Below are 9,667 nucleotides of genomic sequence, written 5' to 3'. Positions count from 1 at the left end.
ACGCCAGTTCTACGCGATCTACGTCGAGGCGACCCGCATGAAGGGCGACTCCGGCGAGAACCTGATCGGCCTGCTCGAGCGCCGCCTCGACACCGTGGTCTATCGCGCGAAATTCGTGCCGACCATGTTCGCCGCCCGCCAGTTCGTCAATCACGGCCACGTCAAGGTGAACGGCCGCCGCGTCAACATCCCGAGCTACAAGCTCAAGGTCGGCGACGTCGTCGAGATCAAGGACGCCTCGAAGCAGCTCGCGCTGGTGCTGGAAGCCAACCAGCTCGCCGAACGCGACGTCCCCGACTTCATCGACGCCGACCACAACAAGCAGGTCGCGAAGTTCATCCGCATCCCGCACCTTTCCGACGTGCCGTTCGCGGTGCAGATGGAGCCGCATCTGATCGTTGAGTTCTATTCGCGCTGATCCCAGCGGCCGCGATTCGAAAAAAAGCCCCGGATATCCGGGGCTTTTTTATTGTCCTATGGAGAGGGACTAGTCGTCGTCCCGTTCGCTCTTGGTGATCTCACCACTCTTCGGGTCGACATGAAGATCGTAGCGGACGCCCTTGAGATCGGCCTCAAGTTCCCAATGGCCATCGTCGGCCTCGACCTTGCCGAGGTGGGTGTATCCCTTGGCCGTCAGCTTCTGGATGACCTGATCCGCAGGCATCCAATCTGCTCCCGGCTGGTCGGCCTGGGCAAGGCCGGCAACCGCCATGGCCGCCGCCGTCGCGATGGGGACATATCGTATTTTCATCCCATGATCTCCCTGCAGCGAATTGGCTCGCACAAAAACAGCCGTTCGCCGTCAGGGTTCCTCATGCTGCGACGTCACGCCTCAGCTCGACCGATCACACAGGGGAGCGACACAGGAGTTTTGCAACTGCCGCCACGCTCCGCGAGCAGTTGCGAATCCTCGTCGCGGCGACGAATCGTGCCGTCGCCGCCGATCAGACCGATTCGCTGCCTCGACGGCCGGGTCAATACCCGGCGCCATGATCCCGTGCCATGATCCCGCGCCATGCCGTCCGCGGCGATGATCCCGAGCGCAAGGACCAGAAGCGTGTCAGGCGCGTCTCGTCAGGCCGACGCCGGGGCGTTGAAGGTGATGCCCTTGTCGGAGAACAGCTTCTGCAATTCGCCGGCCTGGAACATCTCACGGACGATGTCGCAACCGCCTACGAACTCGCCCTTGACGTATAACTGCGGAATCGTCGGCCAGCTCGAATAGGTCTTGATGCCGTCGCGAAGGTCCGGAGATTCGAGCACGTTCAGGCCCTTGTAGCCGACGCCGACGTGGTCGAGAATCTGAACCACCTGTCCCGAAAAACCGCACTGCGGAAATTGCGGCGTGCCCTTCATGAACAGCACGACGTCGTTCGACTTCAGTTCGTTCTCGATGAATTCCTTAATGCCCATCATCACATCCTTATAGCCGTAAGCATATAGCCGCACGTTCAGAGGGCCGCGGGCGACCCTCCAGTTGGCATAGCTATAACCCGAAACCGTTGTGTAATAAAGTAAATTGCCGGGGAGCTGCCATGCGCGGTCCTGCCGTTTTCTCTCCTTGTTGCAATCGTAAGCTGGCCCGCGTCCTTCGCTCCGGCAAACCTCATATAGGTGCGGAGTGGGTGCTTCTGCGGAACCCATCCTCCCGAGCAACGTTCTCTTCAAAACCGGAGATGTCCGTGACGAAACCAGCGTCTGCCGCGGCCGTGACGGCCATTTCGAACCTACCGCTATTTTCCAGTTCCGGAACGCTGGCCTGCCGACTGACGGAGGCATTTCTCGCCGTTCGGGGCGAAACGGAGCGACGCGCGGAGCCGCTCTCGCCAGAAGATCAGATGGTGCAGTCGATGCCGGACGCCAGTCCGGCGAAATGGCACCGCGCCCATACCACGTGGTTCTGGGAGCAATTCCTGCTCGGCCAGCACAGTCCCGGCTACATGCCGTTCCATCCCGATTACACCTTCCTGTTCAACTCCTATTACGTCAGCGCCGGCCCGAGATATGCCCGCGCCCAGCGCGGCCACATCACGCGGCCGGGTGCCGAGGAGATCACCGCCTATCGCCGGCACGTCGATGCCGCGGTCGTTAAATTCTTCCACGACGCGAACGACAAAATGCTGACGCAGCTCGTGCCGCTGGTCGAAGCCGGCCTCAATCATGAACAGCAGCATCAGGAACTGATGCTGACGGATATTCTGCACGCGTTCGCGCAAAATCCGGCCTCGCCGGCTTACAATGCGTCATGGCGTTTCCCCGCATCTGTCGCGGACGCCGCTGGATGGATCACGCTGAATGAAGGCATCCACACCGTCGGACATCAAGGCGGCGGCTTTCATTTCGACAACGAGAAACCGGCGCACCGCGCCCTTGTGGGGCCGGTGAAGCTCGCGCGCAATCTCGTCACCAACGCCGACTGGCTCGCTTTCATGGACGACGGCGGCTATCGCACCGCGACGTTATGGCTGATGGACGGTTTCGCCGCGGCCACCGAGGAGGAGTGGGAGGCGCCGGGCTACTGGCACAAGACCGGCGGCGGCTGGCAGGCCATGACGCTTGGGGGCTTGCGGCCGGTCGATCCCGACGCGCCGGTCTGCCACGTCAGCTACTACGAGGCCGATGCGTTTGCGCGCTGGAGCGGCAAGCATTTGCCGACCGAGATGGAATGGGAGGTCGCGGCGCGCGCGGGTCAACTCGACGACGCGTTCGGCCTTGTGTGGCAATGGACGCGAAGCTCCTACGCGCCCTACCCCGGATATCGCGCGGACCGGGGCGCGCTCGGCGAATACAACGGCAAGTTCATGGTCAACCAGTTCGTGCTGCGCGGTTCGTCGCTGGCGACGCCCAAGGAGCACAGCCGCGTCACCTACCGGAACTTCTTTTATCCGCACCACCGCTGGCAGTTCACCGGTCTGCGCCTCGCGGATTACGACACCTGATCATCGTCAACCCGAAATGCGGACGCGCCAGGGAGGCTGTCATGAATCTGCACGCTGCCGCTTCGGCCGGGACAGCTCCCGACCAGACGACACCGGCATTCGCGAGCGACGCCATCGCGGGACTGACACACCATCCGAAACAGATTCCGCCGAAGTATTTTTACGATGCCGCCGGCTCCGAACTGTTCGAGCAGATCACGCGGCTGCCGGAATACTATCCGACCCGCACCGAGCTTGGCATTCTGCGCGAGCGCGCAGCGGAGATCGCTGCGATCCTGCCGAAGCACGCGGCGCTGGTGGAGTTCGGCGCCGGCGCCGCCACCAAGGCGCGGCTGCTGCTGAGCGCTTGCGAATTCGCCGCCTACGTGCCGGTGGACATATCGGGAGATTTCCTCAACGCGCAGGCGCGAGGATTGCGAAAGGACTTCCCCCATCTGCAAATCCATCCGGTGACTGCGGATTTCACCGCGCCGTTCGTTCTGCCCGATCAGGTCAGGGCGATGCCGAAGGTGGGCTTCTTCCCCGGCTCGACGCTCGGCAACTTCGAGCCCCACGAAGCCAGCCGCTTTCTGCGCGGAGCCTGCAGGATTCTTGGCGAAGGGGCGCATATGCTGATCGGCGTCGACCTCGAGAAGAACGAACGGGTGCTGTACGATGCCTATAACGACGCCGCCGGCGTCACCGCGCGCTTCAATCTGAACATGCTGGCCCGCATCAACCGCGAACTCGGCGGCAATTTCGACCTGTCCGCATTCACCCATCGCGCGATCTACAATCGCGAACGCCACCGGATCGAAATGTACCTCATCAGCAAGAGACCGCAGACCGTCCGTTTGCAGGGCCGCAGCATCCCGTTCCGCACCGGCGAGAGCATTCATACCGAAAGTAGCTACAAATACAGCATCGATCGCTTCACAGCACTCGCCAAAGGTGCGGGCTGGACGCCGATCGCATCATGGACCGATCCCGGCGGGATGTTTTCGGTTCACGCACTGGTATGCTGAACTCAGGCGTCGCATCCTACGCATCCCGATGCGAATCTGACCCGAGCGAGATGGCTTCCCACGCCGCCACGATCATCAGCACCGCCGCCGCGATTGCCGCGAGCGACAGCGGCGTGAACCGCGAGGCGAACGGTATCAGCACGACGAACAGGCCGATACCGACCAGGTGGGAAAGCTGATAGATGCCGCGGATCGCATGCTTGAACAGGATCGTACCGATCAGATAGAGCAGCGGGCCGCCGAGGATGCTGAGCGTTTCCTTGGCCCCGACATGGCCGCCCGGATGCGCCAGCAGCAACTCGTCGCCGACGGCGGAGACGATAATCCCGGCCACGACCGGAAGATGCAGATAGGTATAGGCCAGCCGCGCGAGCCGCCCGGAATCCGACGATCGCGAAATGTGTTCCGATCCGGCTTCGGCTCCGAGATGGAAGTAGACCCACCACATCGCGATGCTGCCGACGAGCGCCACCACGAAGGCGCAAACCGTGGTCACCGTCCATACCGCCTCGGCGAAGGTTGCCCCGGTGACGACGACAGACTCGCCGAGCGCGATGATGATGAACAACGCGCAGCGTTCGGCCATGTGGCCGCCCTCGACGTCCCAGTCCTGCGTGGTCGAGGCGCCGAGGCGTGGTGTATAAAACCGCATCGCCGGGCCGGCATATTCGATCGCGAGCGCGACCAGCCATAATGCGATCCGGCTATTGCCCTCGGCCAGTCCACCCGCGATCCAGAACACCGCGCTCGCGACAAGCCAGATCAGGATGCGGATGAAGTTGTTGCGCTGGCCGACCGCCGTCGCCGGCACCGACCAGAGGAAGAACAGCGTCCGCCCGACCTGCATCACGGAATAGGCGGCCGCGAATGTCAGGCCGCGATTGTCGAAAGCCCTGGGGATCGAGGTCGACAGCAAAAGACCGGCGAGCATCAGCCCGAACAGCATGATCCGCACCGGGGCGCGGTCGGGATCGAGCCAGTTGGTGGTCCAGGAGGTGAAGACCCAGACCCACCACACCGCCAGCATCAGCATGGTGACTTGCAGCACGCCGATCGGCGTGAAGTGCGCGAGCAGCGTGTGGGAGATTTGCGTGATCGCGAAGACGAACACCAGGTCGAAGAACAGTTCGACGTAGGTTACACGATTGTGCTGATGAGGGCTGCGTTCCCGCAGAAGCCTTCCATCGTCGTTGGCGCGCGGCATCAACCCCTCTGCGACGGCGCGTCGAACTACTCCGGCACGCCGGTCTGCAACGCCAGTGCGTGGAGCACGCCGCCCATCTGTCCCTTCAGCGACTGATAGACGATCTGATGCTGCTGCACGCGGGACTTGCCGCGAAACGACTCCGAGATCACGGTGGCCGAGTAATGGTTGCCGTCGCCGGCGAGATCCTGGATCGTCACCTGGGCGTCCGGAATCGCCTCCTTGATCATCGACTCGATTTCCCGCGCTTCCATCGGCATCAGAGTGTCTCCCAAATCCGCCACATACCGGAGTCGCCGCGACGGCCGTTCTACTTAATATGGCTATCTCGTCACGTCACGCAGATCGACCCTATACTCGCACGAACTTTGCCAATCGCAAGGGCGAAGGTAACCGCGCGGGTTAGCGCCGGCTTGCGGCACGCGCTGCGTGTGCGAGCCGCGGTCACCCTTTTCCCGCCATATAGTCCGGCAGCCAGCTTTCAAAACCGTGTTGCAAGGCCTTGACGGCGACGGCGCGCTCGCCGGCGATGGCGATCTCGCGGCCGCCGGTCAGGCCGATCTGGACGCACGGCACGTCGACCGCCCTGAGTTTGGTGAATACGCTCAGCAGGTCCTTTTCATGCACGGTGACGATGTAGCGCGCCTGATCCTCGCCGAACCACCAGGCATGGGGCACAAGCGCTTCAGGTGCTGCGTCGAGCACGGCGCCGATATCGCTCGCCATCGCCATTTCCGCCAGCGCGATGAGAAGCCCGCCATCGGAGACATCATGCACGGCCGTGGCGGTGCCGGCGTGGATCATGCCGCGCACGACGTCGCCATTGCGCCGTTCCGCGGCGAGGTCGACCGGCGGCGGCGCACCCTCCTCACGGCCGCAGACGTCGCGCAGGTAAACCGACTGGCCGAGCCAGCCTTGCGTCTCGCCGATCAGCAGGATCGGATGTCCCTCGGCCTTGAAGGCGAGCGAGGCGGACTTGGTGAAGTCGTCGAGCAGGCCGACGCCGCCGATCGAGGGCGTCGGCAGGATGCCGCGGCCATTCGTCTCATTATAAAGGGAGACGTTTCCGGACACGACCGGGAACTCCAGCGCGGTGCAGGCTTCCGAAATGCCCTTCAGGCAGCCGACGAACTGCCCCATGTTTTCGGGCCGTTCCGGATTGCCGAAGTTCAAATTGTCGGTGATCGCCAGCGGCCGGCCGCCCACCGCGGTGATGTTGCGCCAGGCTTCTGCGACCGCCTGCTTCCCGCCTTGATACGGATCGGCCTCGCAGTAGCGCGGGGTCACGTCGACCGTGAGCGCAAGCCCCTTCGGCCCGTCCAGCACACGCACGACGGCCGCGTCACCGCCCGGACGCTGCACGGTATTGCCGCCGATCACGTGATCGTACTGCTCCCATACCCAGCGCTTCGAGCAGAGTTCCGGCGTCGCGATCAATTTCTCCAGCGCGTCAGCTACCGACAGCGGCGGCGCGACATCGCGGGCGTGAACGACCGGCAATTGCGGAGAAGGAACGTGCGGCCGATCGTACAAGGGCGCTTCCGATTCAAGCTCCTTGATCGGCAGGTCGGCCATCACGTCGCCGCCATGCTTCACCACGAACCGCTTGCTCGGCGTGGTGGTGCCGACGATCGCGAAATCGAGGCCCCACTTGCGGAAGATCGCCTCCGCTTCCTTTTCCTTCTCGGGCTTGAGAACCATGAGCATCCGCTCTTGCGATTCCGAGAGCATCATCTCGTAGGCGCTCATGCCGGTTTCGCGCGTCGGCACGCTGTCGAGATCGAGATCGACGCCGAGGTCGCCCTTGGCGCCCATCTCCACCGCCGAACAGGTCAGCCCCGCCGCGCCCATGTCCTGGATCGCGACGACGCAGCCCTTCGCCATGATTTCGAGACAGGCCTCCAGCAGCAGCTTCTCCGCGAACGGATCACCGACCTGAACGGTCGGGCGCTTCTCTTCGCTGTCGTCGTCGAATTCCGCCGACGCCATGGTGGCGCCGTGAATGCCGTCGCGACCGGTCTTGGAGCCGAGGTAGACGATCGGCATGTTCACACCTGAGGCGGCCGCATAGAAGATCTTGTCGGCGTCGGCGAGGCCGACCGCCATGGCGTTGACGAGGATGTTGCCGTCGTAACGGGTGTGGAAGCGTACCTGCCCGCCAACCGTCGGCACCCCAAACGAGTTGCCGTAGCCGCCGACGCCCGCGACCACGCCCGACACCAGATGCCGCGTTTTCGGATGCGATGGATCGCCGAAGCTCAGCGCGTTGAGGCAGGCGATCGGGCGCGCGCCCATGGTGAAGACGTCGCGCAGGATGCCGCCAACGCCGGTCGTCGCGCCCTGATAGGGCTCGATATAACTCGGGTGGTTGTGGCTCTCCATCTTGAAGACCACCGCCTGCCCGTCGCCGATGTCGATGACGCCGGCGTTCTCGCCCGGCCCTTGGATCACCCACGGCGCTTTCGTCGGCAGCCCGCGCAGATGGATGCGCGAAGACTTGTATGAGCAATGCTCGTTCCACATCGCCGAGAAAATGCCGAGTTCGGTGAAAGTCGGCGTCCGGCCGAGCAGCTTGAGAATGCGCTCGTATTCGTCCGGCTTGAGACCGTGCGAGGCGACGAGTTCGGGAGTGATCAGGGGGTCGTTAGATTGCATGGACAAAAATGTCGGCGTTTCTCACGCCGCCCGCTCCAGATGCGCGACCAGGCCCGCGAAAAGCCCGCGGCCGTCGGTGCAGCCCATGATGCCTTCGACGTGGTTTTCCGGATGCGGCATCATGCCGAGCACGTTGCCGCGCTCGTTGATGATGCCGGCGATCGACTGCGCCGCGCCGTTGATGTTGTGCGTGTCGCCGATCTCGCCCGACGGCGAGCAATAACGATAGAGAACGCGGCCTTCGCCTTCGAGGCGGCGGATCGTCTCCTCGTCGGCGGCGTAATTGCCCTCGCCATGGGCGACCGGCACGCGGATCACCTGCCCGGCATTGTAGCCGCGCGTGAACGGAGTATCGGACCGCTCGACCCGCAGATGCACGTCATGGCAGATAAACTTCAGCCGCGCGTTGCGCATCAGGATTCCCGGAAGAAGTCCGGACTCGCAGAGAATCTGGAAGCCGTTGCAGACGCCGAGCACGAGCCCGCCTCGAGACGCAAAGGCGCGCACCGCGTCCATCACCGGAGACCGCGCGGCGATGGCGCCGCAGCGAAGATAATCGCCGTAGGAAAAACCGCCGGGCACCACGACGAGATCGGTGCCCTCAGGCAGCGAGGTTTCCGCATGCCAGACCATGGCGGGTTCGCGTCCGGACACGAGCCGCAAGGCGCGCGCCATGTCGCGCTCGCGATTGATGCCGGGAAAGACGAGAACTGCGGATTTCATGTCGTGCGTCGCCTAGCCGAGAACCTCGACGCGATAATTCTCAATCACGGTGTTGGCCAGGAGCTTGTCGGCGGCGGCCTTGAGCACGGCCTCGGCCTTGGCCTTGTCCGCGCCGGCAAGCTCGATGTCGAATACCTTGCCCTGCCGCACGCTGGCGATGCCGTCGACGCCGAGCGACTTCAACGCGCCCTCGATCGCCTTGCCCTGCGGATCGAGAATGCCGGTTTTCAAAGTAACGGTAACGCGCGCTTTCATCCCCACCCTCGTCATTCCGGACGATCCGCACAGCGGATCGATCCGGAATCTGGCCCCACTTCCGGATTCCAGGTTCGACGCTTCGCGCCGCCCCGGAACGACCGATCGGAATCAACCCTTCACCAGCACCGGGCCGGCGCCGACCGGCCGCTCGTTTTCCATCAGGATGCCGAGCCGTTTCGCAACTTCGGTGTAGGCTTCCACCAGCCCGCCGAGATCGCGGCGGAAGCGGTCCTTGTCGAGCTTCTCGTTCGACTTGATGTCCCACAGCCGGCAGGAGTCGGGCGAGATTTCATCGGCCACGATGATCCGCATCATCTCGTTCTCGAACAGCCGGCCGCATTCCATCTTGAAGTCGACCAGACGGATGCCGATGCCGAGAAACAGCCCGGTGAGGAAATCGTTGACACGGATCGCCAGCGCCATGATGTCGTCGATCTCCTGCGGCGTCGCCCATCCGAACGCCGTGACGTGCTCCTCGGAGACCATGGGATCGTTGAGCTGGTCGTTCTTGTAATAGAACTCGATAATAGAGCGCGGCAGTTGGGTGCCTTCCTCGATGCCGAGCCGCTGCGACAGCGATCCCGCCGCGACGTTGCGGACCACGACCTCGAGCGGCACGATCTCGACCTCGCGGATCAGTTGCTCGCGCATGTTGAGACGGCGGATGAAATGGGTCGGCACCCCGATGTCGTTGAGGTGCTGGAACAGGTATTCCGAAATCCGGTTGTTGAGGACACCCTTGCCCTCGATCACCTGATGTTTCTTGGCATTGAACGCGGTGGCGTCGTCCTTGAAATGTTGAATCAGTGTGCCCGGCTCCGGTCCTTCGTAAAGCACCTTGGCCTTGCCTTCGTAAATGCGACGCCGACGGCTCATTGGGATGT

Annotated in this window: 11 protein-coding genes; 3 read left to right on the top strand and 8 right to left on the bottom strand. The window is 63.3% G+C overall.

Annotation, left to right across the window (positions count from 1 at the left end; all coding sequences use genetic code 11):
* On the top strand, positions 1-418 hold a 418-nt coding region (rpsD, locus tag BGN91_RS06935; protein WP_292611729.1), incomplete at its 5' end, for a 30S ribosomal protein S4.
* 69 nt (positions 419-487) lie between these two features.
* Here rpsD and BGN91_RS06930 read toward each other — a convergent pair.
* Positions 488-751 carry a PepSY domain-containing protein gene (locus tag BGN91_RS06930; protein WP_292611727.1) on the bottom strand — a complete coding sequence of 88 codons (264 nt, stop codon included), beginning with the start codon at positions 749-751 and terminating at the stop codon, positions 488-490.
* Between the two features lie 323 nt (positions 752-1,074).
* Entirely contained in the window at positions 1,075-1,413 is a 339-nt protein-coding gene (grxD, locus tag BGN91_RS06925) for a Grx4 family monothiol glutaredoxin (RefSeq protein ID WP_292611732.1), read from the bottom strand.
* A gap of 263 nt (positions 1,414-1,676) precedes the next feature.
* On the opposite strand from grxD, the gene egtB reads away from it, so the two are divergent.
* Both egtB and egtD read left to right on the top strand, forming a co-directional pair.
* Positions 1,677-2,939 (top strand): ergothioneine biosynthesis protein EgtB, encoded by a 1,263-nt coding sequence (gene egtB / locus BGN91_RS06920; RefSeq protein ID WP_292611725.1) that lies wholly within the window; start codon positions 1,677-1,679, stop codon positions 2,937-2,939.
* A gap of 41 nt (positions 2,940-2,980) precedes the next feature.
* Entirely contained in the window at positions 2,981-3,943 is a 963-nt protein-coding gene (gene egtD / locus BGN91_RS06915) for an L-histidine N(alpha)-methyltransferase (protein WP_292611723.1), read from the top strand.
* A 16-nt stretch (positions 3,944-3,959) separates the two neighbouring features.
* Here the strand turns inward: egtD and BGN91_RS06910 are convergent, their stop codons facing one another.
* From BGN91_RS06910 to purC, 6 genes are all read right to left on the bottom strand, one after another.
* Positions 3,960-5,147 (bottom strand): low temperature requirement protein A, encoded by a 1,188-nt coding sequence (locus BGN91_RS06910; RefSeq protein WP_292611721.1) that lies wholly within the window; start codon positions 5,145-5,147, stop codon positions 3,960-3,962.
* A gap of 26 nt (positions 5,148-5,173) precedes the next feature.
* Positions 5,174-5,407 carry a BolA family protein gene (locus BGN91_RS06905; RefSeq protein WP_292611719.1) on the bottom strand — a complete coding sequence of 78 codons (234 nt, stop codon included), beginning with the start codon at positions 5,405-5,407 and terminating at the stop codon, positions 5,174-5,176.
* Positions 5,408-5,591: 184 nt separating this feature from the next.
* A complete protein-coding gene (gene purL / locus BGN91_RS06900) occupies positions 5,592-7,802 on the bottom strand; it encodes a phosphoribosylformylglycinamidine synthase subunit PurL (RefSeq protein WP_292611717.1) in 2,211 nt (736 codons plus the stop codon).
* 21 nt (positions 7,803-7,823) lie between these two features.
* The gene (gene purQ, locus BGN91_RS06895) at positions 7,824-8,525 is read right to left on the bottom strand and encodes a phosphoribosylformylglycinamidine synthase subunit PurQ (RefSeq protein ID WP_292611716.1); all 702 of its coding nucleotides are present in this window, start codon (positions 8,523-8,525) and stop codon (positions 7,824-7,826) included.
* A gap of 12 nt (positions 8,526-8,537) precedes the next feature.
* Positions 8,538-8,780, bottom strand: a complete 243-nt coding sequence (gene purS, locus BGN91_RS06890) for a phosphoribosylformylglycinamidine synthase subunit PurS (protein WP_292611714.1) — start codon at positions 8,778-8,780, stop codon at positions 8,538-8,540.
* Between the two features lie 111 nt (positions 8,781-8,891).
* Positions 8,892-9,659, bottom strand: a complete 768-nt coding sequence (purC, locus tag BGN91_RS06885) for a phosphoribosylaminoimidazolesuccinocarboxamide synthase (protein ID WP_292611730.1) — start codon at positions 9,657-9,659, stop codon at positions 8,892-8,894.
* Between the last annotated feature and the right edge of the window lie 8 nt (positions 9,660-9,667).

Source organism: Nitrobacter sp. 62-13, assembly GCF_001896955.1.
Classification (GTDB): Bacteria; Pseudomonadota; Alphaproteobacteria; order Rhizobiales; family Xanthobacteraceae; genus Nitrobacter.
This window is presented reverse-complemented; position numbering and strand designations above follow the sequence as displayed.